Source organism: Paenibacillus faecalis (assembly GCF_900289175.1).
Classification (GTDB): Bacteria; Bacillota; Bacilli; order Paenibacillales; family Paenibacillaceae; genus Paenibacillus_AQ; species Paenibacillus_AQ faecalis.
The window spans coordinates 2676717-2692673 of the sequence record NZ_LT985747.1 but is presented as its reverse complement, the minus strand read 5'-3'; the positions used below and the strand labels follow the sequence as shown (position 1 = coordinate 2692673).

18 protein-coding genes and 1 pseudogene are annotated in these 15957 nt (G+C 42.7%); 15 read left to right on the top strand and 4 right to left on the bottom strand.

All coding sequences use genetic code 11. The features are described from left to right. The first annotated feature begins 4 nt into the window (after window positions 1-4). From ribE to C8268_RS12755, 6 genes are all read left to right on the top strand, one after another. Window positions 5-676 (top strand): riboflavin synthase, encoded by a 672-nt coding sequence (ribE, locus tag C8268_RS12780; protein WP_106768026.1) that lies wholly within the window; start codon window positions 5-7, stop codon window positions 674-676. A 42-nt stretch (window positions 677-718) separates the two neighbouring features. After that, window positions 719-1963 carry a bifunctional 3,4-dihydroxy-2-butanone-4-phosphate synthase/GTP cyclohydrolase II gene (locus C8268_RS12775; protein WP_106768025.1) on the top strand — a complete coding sequence of 415 codons (1245 nt, stop codon included), beginning with the start codon at window positions 719-721 and terminating at the stop codon, window positions 1961-1963. 47 nt (window positions 1964-2010) lie between these two features. Further along, window positions 2011-2478 (top strand): 6,7-dimethyl-8-ribityllumazine synthase, encoded by a 468-nt coding sequence (ribH, locus tag C8268_RS12770; RefSeq protein WP_106768024.1) that lies wholly within the window; start codon window positions 2011-2013, stop codon window positions 2476-2478. A 78-nt stretch (window positions 2479-2556) separates the two neighbouring features. Next, window positions 2557-3339: a segregation and condensation protein A gene (locus C8268_RS12765; RefSeq protein ID WP_106769939.1), complete on the top strand. Its 783-nt coding sequence runs from the start codon at window positions 2557-2559 to the stop codon at window positions 3337-3339. After that, window positions 3308-3910: an SMC-Scp complex subunit ScpB gene (gene scpB / locus C8268_RS12760; RefSeq protein WP_106768023.1), complete on the top strand. Its 603-nt coding sequence runs from the start codon at window positions 3308-3310 to the stop codon at window positions 3908-3910. Before C8268_RS12765 ends, scpB begins: the two co-directional genes overlap by 32 nt. 151 nt (window positions 3911-4061) lie before the next feature. Continuing rightward, window positions 4062-4724, top strand: coding sequence for a DUF2953 domain-containing protein (locus tag C8268_RS12755; RefSeq protein ID WP_106768022.1), 663 nt, complete (start codon window positions 4062-4064; stop codon window positions 4722-4724). A gap of 91 nt (window positions 4725-4815) precedes the next feature. On the opposite strand, the gene C8268_RS12750 is transcribed toward C8268_RS12755, so the two are convergent. Then, window positions 4816-6111: a hemolysin family protein gene (locus tag C8268_RS12750; RefSeq protein ID WP_106768021.1), complete on the bottom strand. Its 1296-nt coding sequence runs from the start codon at window positions 6109-6111 to the stop codon at window positions 4816-4818. Window positions 6112-6593: 482 nt separating this feature from the next. On the opposite strand from C8268_RS12750, the gene C8268_RS12745 reads away from it, so the two are divergent. The 3 genes and pseudogenes from C8268_RS12745 to C8268_RS12740 all read left to right on the top strand — a co-directional run. After that, window positions 6594-7952, top strand: a complete 1359-nt coding sequence (locus C8268_RS12745) for a transcriptional regulator (protein ID WP_106768020.1) — start codon at window positions 6594-6596, stop codon at window positions 7950-7952. Window position 7953: 1 nt separating this feature from the next. After that, the gene (locus C8268_RS22720; RefSeq protein ID WP_158702735.1) at window positions 7954-8112 is read left to right on the top strand and encodes a hypothetical protein; all 159 of its coding nucleotides are present in this window, start codon (window positions 7954-7956) and stop codon (window positions 8110-8112) included. Window positions 8113-8227: 115 nt separating this feature from the next. Further along, window positions 8228-8900 (top strand): annotated as a pseudogene (locus C8268_RS12740) (transposase); the annotation flags it as partial. 218 nt (window positions 8901-9118) lie between these two features. Here C8268_RS12740 and C8268_RS12735 read toward each other — a convergent pair. The 3 genes from C8268_RS12735 to C8268_RS12725 form a co-directional block, all read right to left on the bottom strand. Beyond that, complete coding sequence (locus C8268_RS12735) at window positions 9119-9823, bottom strand: SMI1/KNR4 family protein (RefSeq protein WP_106768019.1); 705 nt, start codon at window positions 9821-9823, stop codon at window positions 9119-9121. Between the two features lie 87 nt (window positions 9824-9910). Continuing rightward, window positions 9911-10771 (bottom strand): SDR family oxidoreductase, encoded by an 861-nt coding sequence (locus C8268_RS12730; protein WP_106768018.1) that lies wholly within the window; start codon window positions 10769-10771, stop codon window positions 9911-9913. Window positions 10772-10845: 74 nt separating this feature from the next. Then, window positions 10846-11289 carry a MarR family winged helix-turn-helix transcriptional regulator gene (locus tag C8268_RS12725; RefSeq protein ID WP_158702734.1) on the bottom strand — a complete coding sequence of 148 codons (444 nt, stop codon included), beginning with the start codon at window positions 11287-11289 and terminating at the stop codon, window positions 10846-10848. 344 nt (window positions 11290-11633) lie between these two features. On the opposite strand from C8268_RS12725, the gene ytfJ reads away from it, so the two are divergent. The 6 genes from ytfJ (at window position 11634) to C8268_RS12695 (ending at window position 15943) form a co-directional block, all read left to right on the top strand. After that, window positions 11634-12122 carry a GerW family sporulation protein gene (gene ytfJ / locus C8268_RS12720; RefSeq protein WP_106768016.1) on the top strand — a complete coding sequence of 163 codons (489 nt, stop codon included), beginning with the start codon at window positions 11634-11636 and terminating at the stop codon, window positions 12120-12122. A 176-nt stretch (window positions 12123-12298) separates the two neighbouring features. After that, window positions 12299-13489 (top strand): D-alanyl-D-alanine carboxypeptidase family protein, encoded by a 1191-nt coding sequence (locus tag C8268_RS12715; RefSeq protein WP_106768015.1) that lies wholly within the window; start codon window positions 12299-12301, stop codon window positions 13487-13489. Window positions 13490-13542: 53 nt separating this feature from the next. After that, on the top strand, window positions 13543-14181 hold the full coding sequence (locus C8268_RS12710) for a nucleoside recognition domain-containing protein (RefSeq protein WP_106768014.1): 639 nt from the start codon (window positions 13543-13545) through the stop codon (window positions 14179-14181). Between the two features lie 6 nt (window positions 14182-14187). Then, the gene (locus C8268_RS12705) at window positions 14188-14721 is read left to right on the top strand and encodes a spore maturation protein (protein ID WP_106768013.1); all 534 of its coding nucleotides are present in this window, start codon (window positions 14188-14190) and stop codon (window positions 14719-14721) included. Between the two features lie 101 nt (window positions 14722-14822). Next, on the top strand, window positions 14823-15167 hold the full coding sequence (locus C8268_RS12700; protein WP_106768012.1) for an N-acetylmuramoyl-L-alanine amidase: 345 nt from the start codon (window positions 14823-14825) through the stop codon (window positions 15165-15167). A gap of 20 nt (window positions 15168-15187) precedes the next feature. Continuing rightward, a complete protein-coding gene (locus C8268_RS12695; protein ID WP_106768011.1) occupies window positions 15188-15943 on the top strand; it encodes a pseudouridine synthase in 756 nt (251 codons plus the stop codon). The last annotated feature ends 14 nt before the right edge of the window (window positions 15944-15957 follow it).

Genomic DNA, 15957 nt, shown 5'->3' with positions numbered 1-15957 from the left:
GGTCATGTTTACAGGATTAGTTGAAGAGATCGGTGATATACGAAAGGTCGGTCGCAAAGGGGAAGCGATGGTGCTTGGGATATCGGCTTTTCGCATCATGGATGATTTAAAGCTTGGCGACAGTGTCGCGGTGAACGGTGTTTGCTTAACGGCAACGAGTATCGGCAAGGGCTTGTTTACAGTGGACGTTATGCCAGAAACCTATCGAAGTACAAACCTCAAAGAACTACAGATTGGAAGCAAGGTGAATCTGGAGCGGGCGATGGCTGCTGAAGCCAGATTTGGGGGGCATATCGTGCAGGGACATGTTGATGGTGTCGGCAGCATTCGAAGCGTTCATAACGACCAAAATGCGGTTGTTTATGAGATTGCACCTTTGGATTCGAATTTGTTTAAATACATCATCCCTAAAGGCTCTATCACATTGGACGGGATCAGCCTGACGGTCGTTCAAGTGATGGAAACTTCGTTCACCGTCTCGATCATTCCTCATACGCTTGCTGAAACAATACTTTCACATAAAAAATCTGGCGATACCGTGAATATCGAAAACGACATTATCGGCAAATATGTTGACCACTTGCTTCATTATGGCTCACAGGAGAAGGCTGAAGGTAAAACGCCGTCAAACAAGGGGATCAGTCGCGAATACTTATCAGAGCATGGTTTTGTATAGTCACGATATCCATATTCGCATGAAAGTGGAGGAGGAGCATTAATGGATGACCGATTTGAATTTAGTCCGATAGAAGATGCCATTAACGACCTTATGAAAGGCAACGTTGTAATTGTCGTTGATGATGAAGATCGGGAAAATGAGGGAGATTTTATTGCTCTTGCAGAAAAAGCAACGCCGGAAGTGATCAATTTTATGATCACGGAAGGCCGCGGACTCGTGTGTATGCCAATTACACAAGCAAGGGCACAGGAACTACAACTGGATCAGATGGTTTCACAAAATACCGATTATCACGGAACAGCTTTTACCGTTTCCATTGACCATAAAGATACGACTACAGGTATTTCCGCTATTGAGCGTTCTATGACGGTTGCAGGTATGATGAATCCTGAGGCGAAGCCGACGGATTTTCGAAGACCAGGTCATATGTTTCCTCTTGTTGCGAAAGACGGCGGTGTGCTGCGCCGCGCAGGCCATACGGAAGCAGCCGTTGATCTGGCTCGGTTATGCGGTTCTTACCCGGCGGGTGTTATTTGCGAAATCATTAAGGAGGACGGCACAATGGCACGTCTGCCTGATCTGATCCAGATCGCCCGCAAGAATGACCTGAAGTTGATCAGCATTCAAGATCTGATTCATTATCGGAATAAAAAGGATAAGCTCATCCAGCGTGAGGTATCCGTACGAATGCCGACTGATTTCGGTGAATTTCAGGCTATAGCATATACAAATCAAGTGGATACAAAAGAGCATTTGGCACTTGTAAAGGGTAATATTAGCGGGGATAAGCCAGTGCTTGTACGAGTGCACTCCGAATGCTTGACCGGTGATGTATTTCATTCCCATCGCTGTGATTGCGGTCCGCAGTTTGAAGCGGCTTTGCGGCAGATTAACGAAGCAGGTGAAGGTGTTCTGCTGTATATGCGGCAGGAAGGTCGCGGCATCGGTCTTATTAACAAGCTGAAGGCGTATAAGCTTCAGGAAGAGGGGCTGGATACAGTCGATGCGAACCTGAAGCTGGGATTTCCGGCAGATCTGCGTGATTACGGGATCGGAGCACAAATATTAAAGGATCTTGGCGTTCGCCAAATCCGGCTGTTAACAAATAATCCACGAAAAATAAAAGGGCTTGAGGGTTATGGGCTTGAAGTTGTGGAGCGCGTTCCGATTCAAATACCGGAAAATGATGATAATGTCGCATATCTGCATACGAAGCGTACGAAGCTGGGGCACATGCTTCAGTTTGATCACATGGAACAAAATGAACAAACCAGTAATGGATGATTTTGATTCATAAATAACGAATCTATTTTGAAAGGTTGATGACAAGTATGGTACATTATTATGAAGGCAATCTCGTATCTAAGGGATTAAAGTATGGCATTGTTGCAGGACGATTTAATGAATTTATTACAAGCAAGTTGCTAAGCGGGGCGCTGGATGCATTAAAGCGACACGGTGTACAGGAGAGTGAAGTGGATGTCGCATGGGTTCCCGGTGCATTTGAAATTCCATTGATCGCTCAGAAGATGGCGGAAAGCGGCAAGTACGATGCAGTGATCACGCTGGGAACGGTCATCCGTGGCTCAACTACACATTATGATTATGTGTGCAATGAAGTAGCCAAAGGTGTGGCTGCGATCAGTTTGAAGACAGGCATTCCTACTATTTTTGGCGTCGTTACCACAGAGAATATCGAGCAGGCGATTGAACGTGCGGGAACGAAAGCTGGCAACAAGGGCTGGGATTCCGCTATGGCGGCAATTGAAATGGCAAACTTGACGAAACAGTTAAAATAGTGCTTATTTAATGTAGTGCTCTTTTTTCAGAGCACTGCATTTTATTTTTTGGCGGGAGGATTTAGTGTGACCGTAGTAATGTACAAGCTGGAGACGTTTGAAGGACCGCTTGATCTGTTGCTTCATCTTATAGATAAAGCGGAAATTGACATCCAGGATATCCCCGTCAGTGAGATTACCGAACAATATATGGCTTATCTACAGAACATGCAGGAGCTGGAGCTGGAGATTACAAGCGAGTTTCTGGTAATGGCTGCCACGCTGCTTTCGATTAAAAGTAAGCTTTTGCTTCCAAAACCTCCGGTTATTGAAATGGACGAGTTTGATTTTTATGAGGAAGACGACATTGATCCAAGAGCAGAGCTCGTTCAGCGGCTGATTGAATACCGGAAGTATAAAGAAATCGCGCAGCATCTTCATGAACGTGAATGGGAGCGAAGCCTGATCTATTCCAAAGAACCGGAGGATCTGTCCCCTTTTATGCCTGAGGTGGAAGAGAATCCTGTGAAGGGATTACATACTTCGGATCTCATTGCCGCTTTCCAAAGGGCGCTTAGCAAAGCGGTTAAGCGTACATCTTATGCTCGTATTCAAAGAGATGAAATCTCCGTAAAAGACCGAATTCATGAGGTGGTTCAAACGCTGGAGAGCGTTGGTCCGGGAGGAAGGGTTCTATTCTCTAAGCTTTTGCATGATGAGATGGAAAGGCATGAGATTGTCGTTACCTTTTTGGCGATTTTGGAATTAATGAAAATGAAGCAAATATGGTGCTTTCAAGAGAATCTGTTTGATGACATCGTTATGGAGTGGAGAGGAGAAGTAAGGTTTGATGGATTTTCCGAAGTTGATATCGATTATTGAGGGACTGCTGTTTTTAGCCGGTGAGGAAGGGTTGTCCGTTAAACAAATGGTCGAAATTATCGAACAGCCGGCAGATATCATCAAGGATGCGCTGGAAGAGATGAAAAAGAAATGTGAAGAGGAACATAGAGGTATTCAGATTGTTCAAATAGCAGGCAATTATAAGCTGGCTACACTGCCGGAACACGCCCCTTATTTTGAAAGACTGGCCTATTCTCCTTCGCGATCTTCCTTATCGCAGGCGGCGCTTGAGACGTTGTCCATCATCGCTTATCGGCAGCCGATTACCCGTGTTGAAATCGAGGAAATACGCGGTGTAAAAGCTGAGCGGGCGATTCACACGCTGGTCAACAAAGGCCTGATCGAAGAGGTAGGCCGTGCAGAAGCGATCGGCAGGCCGATTTTATACGGAACGACCAAGTCATTTTTGGACTATTTCGGATTGGCTAATATTCAGGACTTGCCGGAGCCTTCGCAATTTGAGGCTGATGCAGACAGTTTGGAAGAAGAGACACAGCTTTTGTTTGATAAACTGGATGGCAAGCAGCTGACCATTGATGACGTAGATTGATATGGGAACGTACTAGCCTGGGGGTTTCCCCGGGCTTTTTTAGTTGGGGCGATTATCTTCATGCTTGTTTTTTATTCTTTTCGAATCATTTAACGGTTATTTTGCCATACTAAGCCAATAAGACGTTTAACAATGTTTTGGGGGTTACGATGTGGGGGTATGGACTTATTTACTAATAATGGTACTGCTTATCTTGGTTGTTTTGGTGATCTTCGTCGTGGCATCCACCATCACGGTTCAAGTACACCTGATACTTCGCAGTAAAGAATACAGAATGTTTGTCACGATACGAATGCTCTACGGATTGATAAATAAAAGGTATGAAGTACCTTTTCAGTTCAATGATAAAGATGGAGAGTCCGCATCCTCTGGCGGAGATGATGAGAATAATCAAGGGAAGGTAAAAGTAATTCATCTTCGAGGAGCTGGAACCTACCGTAAATTGATTCGGGCCACCGATGGTTTTAAAGAGTGGGTTCTTAAAAGTATGCAACATGTAAGCTTGTCTGATATTTGCTGGTCTAGCGCTATTGCCCTGGATAATGCGGCTGAAACTGCAGTAGCTGCAGGAACAGTATGGGGGATAAAGCATACGATCCTAGGTTGGCTTTCTTACCATCTTAAGATGATAAGCGCACCTAAGTTAAATGTACTGCCTGAATTTAATGGTCCCCCGCAGCTGTCCACTGATTTTAATTGTGTTGCTAGTATTTCATGTGGCAAAGCTATCGTTTGCGGACTATTGCTTTTCCTTCGAGTTTTGAAAGTAAAAGGTGGAATCAAGGTCTGGCAGAACACCTTGTTCAAAGCTTGAGATTGAATCGACTCCCTTTCTTAGCTCAAGGGCATAGGGGCAAAGGGAGCCTTTTCGGCCCCCTCCATAGAATCTATACGTCAATATTGAACTATACCGATTTGATAACCTTAATCTTGGCAATTCGTCTTTCATCAACCTCTTCCACCTGGAAGACGACTCCGTTGAATTCAACGACCGGACGCTCATCCTGCTCTGGAATTCTTCCCAGTTGGCCGATGACGAATCCGCTAAGCGTATCATAGTCTTCAATAGGTAGCTCGATATTGATAAGGTCCTTGACCAAGCGCAGGCTAATCAAGCCTTTCATCAGAAACGTATTCTCATCAAGCTTTTCAAGCTCTTTCTCCTCCACATCGTGCTCATCGAAAATATTACCGACGATCTCTTCCAGCGCGTCTTCAATCGTTACAATTCCAGCGGTACCGCCATACTCATCAATAACAATGGCAAGGTGCATCTTATGTTTTTGCAAATCCTTAAATAATTCATTGATTCGCTTGGATACCGGCACAAAGTACGGCGTGCGAATAATGGATGTAAGGTCGAACCCATCTGCATCACGCTCAATATAAGTGAGCAAGTCTTTGGCATGCAGAATACCTACAATGTTATCGATGTGCTGCTCAAACACCGGGAATCTCGTGTATTTCTCTGTATTGACGATCTGTGCCACTTCACTAAGTGACGCATCGACGGGAATACCTACCACATTACTGCGGTGCATCATAATATCGGATACTGTTTTGTTATCAAATTCGAAGATGTTGTTGATCATGATTTTCTCGGACTCACGAATAGTTCCGTTCTCATTACCTACATCAACCATCATTCGAATTTCCTCTTCCGTCACTTCCTCCTTGTTGTCATCGGGGTTAACCCCAAACATTCGCACCAGAATATTGGTAGAGAACGTTAGCAACTTAACAAACGGTGAGGTTGCTTTGGACAGCACCGTAAGCGGAGTCACAGCAAACATGGATATCGCCTCATACTTCTGCATCGCCAAGCGCTTCGGTACCAGTTCGCCAAATACAAGCGTAAAATACGATAATATAAGCGTAATCAAGACGACCGAGATCGTCTCCAGCGTACTTCGCGGAATGGGTACACCTGCATCATACAAAAATTGGGCCAATCTGCCGGCAAAACTTTCGGCGGCAAAAGCACTTGCCAAAAATCCGGCTAATGTGATGCCGATTTGAATAGTGGCCAAAAAACGGCTCGGTTCGCTCAGAAGGTTCTGTAACAGCTTTACTTTTTTATGCCCCGATTCTGCCATCACTCTGATTTTGTTGTCTTTCATCGAGATCATGGCAATTTCAGAAGCAGCAAAAAATGCATTCAGCAAAATGAGCAGCAATAGAATCAAAAATTCCGTAAACAAGATATTCGTCCTCCATCATAATTAGTGTGAGTTAGTGAATCTGTATGGTTTTGCAATGGAAAACCTAGTGTCTCAAATAGTAGCCTGGTCTACGGTAAATCATAATTGTTCTTTGCCCCCATTGTGCCTGAACCCTGTTGCTCGTTTCCCCTGGCTCATCGTCCATCTTCTTGCCACCTCCTCCATAGTTGAAAATGTATATTATGATAATAATAACGGTCAGATGATCAAATGGCAATCAGGGTGGCGTTAGACAAGATTTCTTTGAGCGAGTAGACAGCCTGCCTTCTATATACTGGAGCGATATAACCCCTAGGCACATTTCGCACAAGGAGGGGGCTATACTTGCTCGCTGCCTAAATCGTCTTATAGCAACAATTTATCAAAATTTATGAGTTTAATTGACAAGTGTTCGAATCCCGATATATTATAAGTAATGCCAAATTATGGGCGTTTGAAACAAAGATTGGAGGTTGTCTGAATTGAACCATACAACCACGATACAATCAGAATTGAACAAGTATCTAGAAACTAACGGGATATCCATTAATCAACTATCGAGATTATCTACTGTGAATTCGGGGACACTAAGCGCACTAATTAATGGAGAACGTCTTACTTCTATCACGCAGTTTGATCTCGTCATATCTGCGATGGGGCTTCCAGAAGGAAGCTTATATAAAGAATTTATGGATGCCTGCTTCACGCACACAGTCACCTGGCGACGGATAGGGCCTTTCCTGAGACGTTGTGCTGAACTACGCAAACTAGATATCGTTGAAGAAGTGGTTCAAACGCTGTTGGAGAATCTTGCGTACTCGCCGATGCTGTTTGAACTGGCTGAGGAATTGTTCGCTGAAGGGGATAGAGAAACAACAGCAATTATTTATAAAAATGTAGCGGAAGCTGAAAAATATCAGCATTCAGAGCGTTTAGCTCTTTGCCATTATCGCTTGTTTAAAATTGACCTTAGTCATGACCAGGAACAAAATCTAAGGGCAGCTACAAGATTAGAAGTCTTTATTGATGGTTTAGATCCAGCGGATCAGCTTGATGCGTTAAAAGATCTTGCGAATACTTATCTCTCACTTCAAAAATGGAGGAAAGTTGACGAAATTGCGAAGGAAATGCGGGAAAGAGCTTCTATCCAGTACGAGCTCGAATATAATAAAAATATCAGATCTAACAACAAGAAGCCTAAGAGTCCACTATTTTTATACATTACATATTCATACTTGCTACAATCCATTGTATATGAAGAAAGAGGTGATTATGAACAAGCATTAGAGTTTGTGGCTTTATCTTCTGAATTAAGTTGGGTAAAGGAGAACACTAAAGAAGCTGCTGAATTGAAGGAAAAATTTAAAATACTAGCTATTATGAATACATATTTATATAGACTATTAATGGGACAAACAGAGGTATTATCCGATTACGTTATAATGATTGAATCTAGAGAAGAGGAAGTTTTGACTGCTTTAGTTAAAATCGTCAAGGCTTCAAACATGTTTAAATTTAATATAGATCACATCTTAGAAAAATTTAAGAATATGACTTCTTTAGAGGGAATCAAAGAAACAAATCAACAGACACCTTACACCCATCAAGTAATTGAAGATCGTATGGTTCGTCTTTTAAATGAATTGTCTATTTATTATTTGCGTCAAGGAAGGTATGATATAGGTATTAATTATGTATTGGATTGTTTATCTGCTGCAAATGAAATTCGCAACGATAAAGCAATCTTAAAAAGTGTAAAAAACTTCGAGGCATTTAGACATGTTGCAACTACTGAAGCACAACATAGATATAATAATTTAATTAGTGAGGTGCGCTTATAGAATGAAAAGAGCCGGTACTTTATTAGTAAGTCTCATGCTTATGGCTTCATTTGCATCCCCCCCTTTGAAAGCTGTTCAACAACCTGAAACATCTAAACAATTTGAACCATCGGTTATATTTACAAAGTTTAATCATGGTGGAGGAGCATTCGACAAATAGAAGCACCAACAAAATTAGTTGCAAAGCGTTCCTATATTGGGAGAGCTCTGTAAAATGGAGCCCAGTACCTAGTCGGTGCTGGGTTTGTTGTATAATAGAAGAAAAGTAAAGTGTGATGAGCCTATTGTTACATGCCGGTAGACAATTATCTGCATCATTCCATGTAGAATTATATAATCTTGTTCCTGAAGATCACTTGCTACGAAAGATCCATCGTGTTGTAGACTTCAGCTTTATTCATAAGTTGGTTGAAAACAGCTATTGCAAATATTACGGCAGACCGGCTCATGAGCCTGAGCTGCTTTTTCGTCTGCTCTTTTTGCAGATCCTTTACAATCTTTCAGATGAACGAGTTGTTCAGGAAGAGCAGGTGAATCTAGAGTACAAATGGTTTCTTGGGGTTAATCCAGAAGATCCCTTGCCAGATGCCTCGCAATTAATCACGTTTTCGGAACCATCGACTGGGTGCAAGTCAAGTGGAAGACGTGTTTAAACATGTGGTGAGTCAATGTTTAGAGAAAGGACTCATAAAGAGTAAAACCATTATTTTGGATGCGACTCATACCCAAGCAAGCAGTCCAAAACAGCGACCTTTAGACGTGTTACGAGATGCAGCTAAATGTCTTATGCGAACGGTTGTCAAACGACATCCGAAGCTGGAGAAGAGACTGCCCACCATGCCTCATGTGAAAAGCGAACAAGAAGATGCAGAGAAGGTTATACTTCATTACTTCGCTAAGTTGGGTGAATCCGTGGAGGAACTGCTATCTGATCATGAAGGGGCCATGGTAATAGCTAAATACCGAGGTCTATTTCGCATGCGAATACAGGCGTTTGTTGTAAATGTGGAACGAATGGTGAAGCTGGTAGAACAGAAGCAGCCCGTCTTCAGATGAGGAACGAGCTGCTTTTTTTAGTCTTCACAAGTACATTTCCAATTTGAAGCTCACTTTTACTCAAAGGTAAATCTTTGCATGGCTCTCGGTACATAGGCGACTTTTTATTACTAATTCTCATTTCTAAATTCGAGTTTATCATGATAATCCCATAACCAGAACTCAACACCCTGACATATAATCAATCTTTCGAACCATGTTTTAAAATCACAATGGATCGGAATTGCTTCATTAACATCTTTCATTGCATCAAGAAAAAAAATGTGCGGAAAACGATTATTCTTGCATTGCTCAGAATCAATACAGATCGCACCAGCTACGTAATCAGTCCAAGCTATAGGATACCAATGAGGAGGAATTTGTTCTATTTCATTATGGATATTAACCATGCGTTGAAGATCGAGTAAGTCCACACCTCCTCCATAATGAGGGTGTTGAAACATCGAACAACCATTTGTTGTCCGAAGAAAATCTAGATAATCATTGGGAAAGTACCAATTCTTTTCTTTTTGGAGTTTCAAATACGCATCCTCGTTTACACCCTGATTCCAGACACATACTGCTTTTGGCTCATCATTGCCTGGAATTAGAAGATTAAAGACGCCTTCTTCAAAGTTATCTTGTTCCTTCTTTAACGATGCTATTAACTCAACAATATTTCCATTTTTCAATCGACCCAACTCCACCCAATAATTTACCCACCAAGAAGTAAATTCACTATGATTAATTATACCATTCTTTGCAGTGGCTCCTGGTTTCCATAATGGAATTAAATTATCAAAACTATCTGGGCCATTATATTCTAACGGTTTCATATGATGAATCTGTACATTATTCCAAGTATATTTTTTTGGGGTTCCCCACTTACTTTCAAGGTTTAGCGCTTACTGGATATCTACTTCTTAATTAAAGTCTTCTTTATGATCTTTAACATATCGTTCAAAGGTGATAGGGGGATGAGTTAAAATTTTTTCTAGGTCATGAGTTATCTTTTTTGCGGTACCGAACTTAGTCATCGTGTAGAGCACCGTCATCACATTTGCGAAACCCTTTGGCATACCTCGTTTAATACTTGTGTTTCGAAATGTAAAAACATTTGGGTTTTTATATATGATTTTCCGACCTAAAATTCTAGACATTATGCTAGCAACTTCATCATAGCTAAGGGCTTCGGGACCTGTTAATTCATATTTCTTATTCTCGTGTTCTGAACGGGTAAGGCAAACCGCTGCAGCTTCACCTATATCACGTGTATCAATGAAACTGGTTTTTGCCTTTCCTACAGGTATATATAATTCGTTGCGAATGGAAATATCTTCACGGTGTGTAGTATTCAAATTCTGCATAAAGAAGCTTGGACGTAAGAAAGTGTAAGTAAAGCCTAATTCAAGGATCAAGTTTTCAATTTTGTGATGTGGAACAATAGGATTTTTTTCCACGCCAATTAAGGATACAAATACAATGTGCTCAACTCCAGCCGATTTAGCAGCTTTCAGGAAGGGGAGCATATCCCTTTCTGGTTTTGCTAGTTGGGGCGGACGTATTAAGAAGATTTTTTTTATGTCCTTTAGTGCTGCTGGGAAAGTGGAAGGTTGAAGAAAATCAAATGCCGTAATTTCTAAATTAGGGTGCGGTTGAAAAATTGTTCTTGCCCTTCCTATGTTGGTCACTGCGGCTCGAACCTCTGCTTCTCGTTTAAGTAGCTCAGTTACAACGTAACTGCCAATATTCCCTGTAGACCCTGTTACCAATATGGTAGCCACATCGACTCCTCCTTAGAAGTAATTTCTATTAAATAATTAGTTAGTGTACTTACTACATAATTAGATTGAGTTACTTATATATTTGCATGATGTAATGTAGACTCCACCTTTTGAAGGTATCCAATAAATTGTGTATATTCCTCTGGGGAAAGATTAGACAGTGATCTTATCATAACGCGCTCGCTTGCTTCTTCTAGTAGAGGAATACGCTGCTTTGCTTCTTTTGTTAGTGATAAAATAAAGGATCGTTTATCTTGAGGATGAGGTTGCTTATAGACCATATTTTTTATTTCTAAACGATTAATGATACCTGAAACAGTTGGTTTATCAAATTGAAGCTCATGTGCAATGGATTTAGAAGTTCTATCATTTAAGGAGCTATTCATTTCTTCTTTCATATCAATATTTTTTAAAATGGCCCATTGTGCGGGTGTTAGATCCAAAGATTCAAGCTCCTTTGCAAGTTCATACCGAAGATCCTTGGCGATTTTCATAATTAAAAAACCAGCTAGTTTCATTTTAACCTCCATATGTTAAGTTATATGAGTCACCCATATGGTTAGTGTACTAACTATGTTGAGGGGAGTCAATACTAACTTTATTCCTTTTGCCATTCCTAATTTGGCAGGTAAGGATATCCCAAAAATTTAAAATGTAGGGATACATTCAGTTTGCGTCTTCTCTCCTCACTGCTGGTTTACCAGCTCCTCAACCATTTAATGGGTATCATTGGGATTTATCATTACATATTTTGATTAAGCCTGCATAAAGACTCATACATATTACAGCGATCATCCGTGCAAACTGATAAAAGTACAGGAAAGCCCTTATTTTTGCAAAGTACAGCAAAGGAGGAATCATCATGTCCAATCACCCTATTCAAGGGTTAATGCAAACGGCCATGGAAAACATTAAAGCTATGGTCGATGTCAACACCATCGTTGGCGATCCTGTTAATACCCCGGATGGATCTGTAATCCTTCCGATAAGTAAGGTGGCATTTGGTTTTGCAGCAGGGGGAAGTGACTATAATACCCAAAATAAAGCTGGGCGTAGCAGTGGAGAAAACCACCAGCATGATAAAGGTCCGCTCCCTTTCGGCGGCGGTAGCGGTGGCGGTGTATCCATAAGACCTATCGCATTTCTTGTCGTCGGATCAGAAGGTGTGCATATTGTTCCATTGGATAATCAAACACATCTGTTTGAACGCATGATTGATGCCACACCATATCTGCTTGAGCAGATTCAAACCATGATTCAGAATGGAATGAACGGTTCCAAAGCATCGAACGCTTCAAACGCTTCAAGCTCATCCAGTTCAGCTCAAAGCCAAAACCAGTCTTCTAACTGATTTCGCCCGCCAATCCCTTCCGATTCGAACGGGAGGGATATTTCTTTAAGAAACGCTCTTCATCCTTCTATTTAGGATACAGGAGACGTTTCTTCTTGTTTACGGAACTTGGACATACCCTTAGCAAATACTGCATATACTTGTACAAGATATCGGATTACCGGAGGCTAAAATTGATGAATCGGTATAACTTTGTTTCAGTTCAATCCATGTTTATATGTTTAATTTCTATCGTTATTTTGATTAGTACAGCCGGGGCGTATGCGGAACCGCAAAACGAACAGCCTGTTCCTCCTTCTAACAATGCCCAGGCAGCAGCTTTAATCGATGTGACGTCAGGGAGAATGCTGTACAGCAAAAACGGGGACGATCGAATGAGAATTGCCAGTTTGACCAAAATCATGACAGCGATCGTTGCAATTGAGCAGGGAAATTTGAAAGATTCGGTTAAAGTAACCAAAAATGCGTTCGCTAAAGAAGGATCATCCTTGTTTTTGAAACTTGGAGAAGAGATGACGCTGGAAAATTTAGTATATGGTTTGATGCTTCGCTCCGGAAATGATGCGGCTTCGGCTATCGCTGAGCATGTAGGAGGCTCCGAGGAAGGCTTCGTACTGATGATGAATAAGAAGGCGATGGAACTTGGTCTTGAGAACACTCATTTTATGAACCCGCATGGGCTTGATCATGATGAGCATTATTCAACAGCAAATGATGTGGCCAAGCTTACGGCTTATGCCCTTAAAAATCCGATATTCCGTGAAATTGTAAAAACACCTGTTAAGCGTGCTCCCAACCCGAATGAGAATTGGGATTATAAGTGGAGTAACAAAAATAAAATGCTTCATCTCTATGAAGGGGCGGATGGTGTTAAAACGGGATACACGAAAAAGGCTTTCCGTTGTCTTGTCAGCTCAGCCACACGTAACGGGCAACAGATTGCAGCGGTTACATTAAACGATGGAAGCGACTGGAAGGATCATTCCGATTTACTGGACTACGGGTTTGCTCATTATCCATTAAAACAGTTGGCTGTAAAAGGACAAAAGCTGCAAGGTCATTCGCTTGTGACCGGAACAGGCTTTGATTATGCATTGGCTCAGGGAGAAGAGGAACGCATTGTAAAAAAACTTGTATTGGATCAACCCAGAAATCCAGATTTAAGCTTCGGGCATCGGGGTTTTGTGGAATTTTCATTAGATGGAAGTGTCATTGGCAAAGTGCCTGTATTTGTTGAAGGAAGCCGATTGCCGGATAAAGTCATCCATCATTCAAGCGAAACAAGCGCTATGGGACGACATCATGCAGATACGCTGTGGGGGGCAGCCACTCAAGTGCTGAGATTGATGTTTGGGGGACAGAAGTAGCAGCTTTAAGCTCAGGTGGGGGCTTGATAACGGAAAGAACGGGGGAGAGAGAAATGATCAACGTGATTTGGATGGGGATGATTCTCATCGGATTTATTTTTGCCGCAGCGAACGGAAATATCGATAGCGTTACAAAGGCCGCCTTTGACGGTGCACAAACTGGAGTTACGGTTTCATTCGGTTTGATCAGCGTACTTGTCTTTTGGCTTGGTATGATGCGACTGGCCGAAGACTCTGGTTTGCTGACCAAGGTTGCTAAGCTGATGGGTCCTCTGGTTCGCTTTTTATTTCCTGACGTTCCGAAGAATCACCCCGCTATGGGGTACATACTGTCTAACATGAGCGCTAATCTGTTTGGGCTTGGCAATGCGGCTACACCGATGGGGATCAAAGCGATGCAGGAGCTGCAGAAGCTGAATCCCGAGAAAGATACGGCCACCCCGGCCATGTGCACCTTGCTCGCCCTAAACACGGCGAGTATTACGATTATTCCAACGACATTGATTGCGATAAGGATGAACTATCAATCAGCCAATCCCGCAGAGATTGTCGGTTCAACCCTTCTTGCTACAGCGATTGCAACCTTGGCTGCCATTATCGCTGACCGCTGGTTCAGAGCGATCACTATTCGGCGTACAAAGCCGCCAGGTGCCGGCAGTGGCCTTGCTGTGAATGCTGGTGGGAAAGGGTGAGGACGGTTGCTGACATGGATCAATGCAATATCCGCATGGGCCATACCGGTCATTATCGCGTTCATTCCATTATATGCTTTTACCAAAAAAGTCCCGGTATATGAGTCATTCGTTGACGGAGCAAAGGACGGGTTCTCCACAGCAATATCGATCATTCCGCATTTGGTCGGCATGATGGTTGCCATCAGTGTTTTTCGCTCCTCGGGGGCATTGGAATTTATGGTGGGATGGACGGCCCCTTTTTTGCAATGGCTCGGTGTTCCGACGGAAGTATTGCCTTTAGGAATTTTACGTCCGCTTACAGGGACGGGCTCTCTGGCTTACACAACAGAGCTGATTCGTGCGTATGGTCCCGACTCCATGATTGGCCGGATTGCTTCCACCATTCAGGGAAGTACAGATACAACGCTTTATGTGCTGACCGTATATTTTGGTGCGGTGGGGATTCGAAATGGCCGCTATGCATTGAAGGTTGGTTTGTTCTCTGATGTCGTTGGATTTATTGCAGCCATTGCTGTATGCCTGTTTGTCTTCGGATAAATGGGTTTTTTTATTTTTATGAAAAAAGGGTGAATGTCCATGTTCACGACTCCGGCATCATCATATACTGGTACATTCCATGCACAAAACGAGGTGATGAGATGGGGTTTGATGGCTTTGTCATACACCACTCTGTCTGTGAACAGAAACCAAAAACTGAGAGCTGGGATTTTATTATCAAGCAAGACAGCTCTGTAATTGCTTCACCCGTGCTCAAAGACTCTGAACTGATTCATATCTGTCTTGAAGGTGATTTTAACAAGGATTATGATGCTATGAATTTGGAACAAAAAATGCAGCTGTTTACTGCCAGCAAGATCATTTCAGAGTTGTCCCGACTGTACTCCATTTCCCCGTTGTTTTTGTTTCCCCATTCCGAAACTTGTCCTGGGGCATATTTTCCGTGGAACGTGCTTGTGATTTATCCTGTCGATGGGTATCATTAGGATGAGGTGACCTAACGAAGATGGAGCGACTACAAAAAATTATGGCACAGGCAGGGATTGCATCCCGCCGCAAGTGCGAGGAAATGATCTTACAAGGAAAGGTGCAGGTAAATGGGCAAACTGTGACCGAGCTCGGTATGAAAGCGGACCCTGATCAAGATGTGATCACGGTATCAGGTAAACCGATCAAGTTTGAGAAAAAGGTTTATATCATGCTGAACAAGCCAAAAGGCGTTATTACGAGCGCTTCCGATCCGGAAGGCCGCAAAATCGTTTCGGACTATCTTAAAGGCGTGAAAGAACGCGTATATCCGATCGGGCGGCTCGACTATGATACGGAAGGCCTTTTGCTGCTGACAAACGATGGGGAATTTGCAAATTTGCTTAGCCATCCAAAGTATCATGTTCCTAAAACCTATCTGGCGACCGTTAAAGGGGTGCCGCATGGAACCGATCTGGACAAGCTTCGTCAGGGCGTGATGTTGGAAGACGGGATGACGTCGCCGGCAGAAGTTGAATATCGTGATGTTGATCCGGATTCCAAAGAGTCAGTGATCTCAATCACGATACATGAAGGCCGGAATCGTCAGGTGCGCCGCATGTTTGAGGCGATATCACATCCGGTCACTCGGCTCAAGCGGATCACTTATGGCGATTTACATCTGCAAAATTTGAAGCGGGGATTATACCGTCATTTGACCGCAGATGAAATCAATTCGCTCAAACAGATGGCGAAATCCGCCAAGCCGGAAGGAAGTCATCGAAAAAAAAGTTAAAACCTGACACATAA

What these genes read in the sequence shown, in the direction of transcription:
- ribE (WP_106768026.1), top strand. Translation starts at nt 5, where the DNA reads ATGTTTACAGGATTAGTTGAAGAGATCGGTGATATACGAAAGGTCGGT.
- C8268_RS12775 (WP_106768025.1), top strand. Translation starts at nt 719, where the DNA reads ATGGATGACCGATTTGAATTTAGTCCGATAGAAGATGCCATTAACGAC.
- ribH (WP_106768024.1), top strand. Translation starts at nt 2,011, where the DNA reads ATGGTACATTATTATGAAGGCAATCTCGTATCTAAGGGATTAAAGTAT.
- C8268_RS12765 (WP_106769939.1), top strand. Translation starts at nt 2,557, where the DNA reads ATGTACAAGCTGGAGACGTTTGAAGGACCGCTTGATCTGTTGCTTCAT.
- scpB (WP_106768023.1), top strand. Translation starts at nt 3,308, where the DNA reads ATGGATTTTCCGAAGTTGATATCGATTATTGAGGGACTGCTGTTTTTA.
- C8268_RS22720 (WP_158702735.1), top strand. Translation starts at nt 7,954, where the DNA reads ATGAAAAGAGCCGGTACTTTATTAGTAAGTCTCATGCTTATGGCTTCA.
- C8268_RS12735 (WP_106768019.1), bottom strand. Translation starts at nt 9,823, where the DNA reads ATGAAACCGTTAGAATATAATGGCCCAGATAGTTTTGATAATTTAATT.
- C8268_RS12725 (WP_158702734.1), bottom strand. Translation starts at nt 11,289, where the DNA reads ATGAAACTAGCTGGTTTTTTAATTATGAAAATCGCCAAGGATCTTCGG.
- ytfJ (WP_106768016.1), top strand. Translation starts at nt 11,634, where the DNA reads ATGTCCAATCACCCTATTCAAGGGTTAATGCAAACGGCCATGGAAAAC.
- C8268_RS12715 (WP_106768015.1), top strand. Translation starts at nt 12,299, where the DNA reads ATGAATCGGTATAACTTTGTTTCAGTTCAATCCATGTTTATATGTTTA.
- C8268_RS12710 (WP_106768014.1), top strand. Translation starts at nt 13,543, where the DNA reads ATGATCAACGTGATTTGGATGGGGATGATTCTCATCGGATTTATTTTT.
- C8268_RS12700 (WP_106768012.1), top strand. Translation starts at nt 14,823, where the DNA reads ATGGGGTTTGATGGCTTTGTCATACACCACTCTGTCTGTGAACAGAAA.
- C8268_RS12695 (WP_106768011.1), top strand. Translation starts at nt 15,188, where the DNA reads ATGGAGCGACTACAAAAAATTATGGCACAGGCAGGGATTGCATCCCGC.